This is a genomic window from Vibrio sp. 1288 (assembly GCF_033344475.1).
Map to the genome: position 1 here is coordinate 1 of NZ_JAWPOX010001166.1, position 510 is coordinate 510.

Annotated in this window: 2 pseudogenes; both read left to right on the plus strand. The window is 46.5% G+C overall.

The window, feature by feature from the left end:
• Positions 1–371 (plus strand): annotated as a pseudogene (vmeT, locus tag R8O11_RS31470) (multidrug efflux RND transporter periplasmic adaptor subunit VmeT); the annotation flags it as partial.
• Positions 371–510 (plus strand): annotated as a pseudogene (locus R8O11_RS31475) (efflux RND transporter periplasmic adaptor subunit); the annotation flags it as partial. The pseudogenes vmeT and R8O11_RS31475, both read left to right, overlap by 1 nt.

The following is a 510-nucleotide window of genomic DNA, read 5'->3' on the forward strand; positions in this document are numbered from 1 at the left end:
GTAAGTTCAAAGAAATCTCAACGCAGCCAAACATCGATACCAACAGCTATGAAGCGATTGTGACGATCACTCGGCCAACCGATCGCAACTTGCTCACTGGGATGACAGGACAAGTACACATTGCTAAGCAAAACAAGTCTAACGCCATGACGTTGCCGACATCGGCTTGGGTAAACAAGCAAGAGAGCCAAGGTGAAGTTTGGGTGATGGATAGCTCAACGCAACAAGTGAATAAAGTGACATTGTCACTAAATGAAAGTGGCGCGATTGAGTCAGGTTTGGATAACAACGACTACGTGGTTATTGCTGGCGTAGAACGATTAGTCGAAGGGCAAGTGGTGAAAGCTTGGATTCGTGAGGAAGGCATTTAATGAAGCATTCTCTATTCGCAGTATCGGCCATCGCCTTGGCCGTTCTTACTGGTTGTCAAAGTGATAGCCAAAACGTAGCCGAACAACCGTTGTATGTTTCGACCATTTCAGTTGACGCGCCAGTGAAAAGCCAATATCG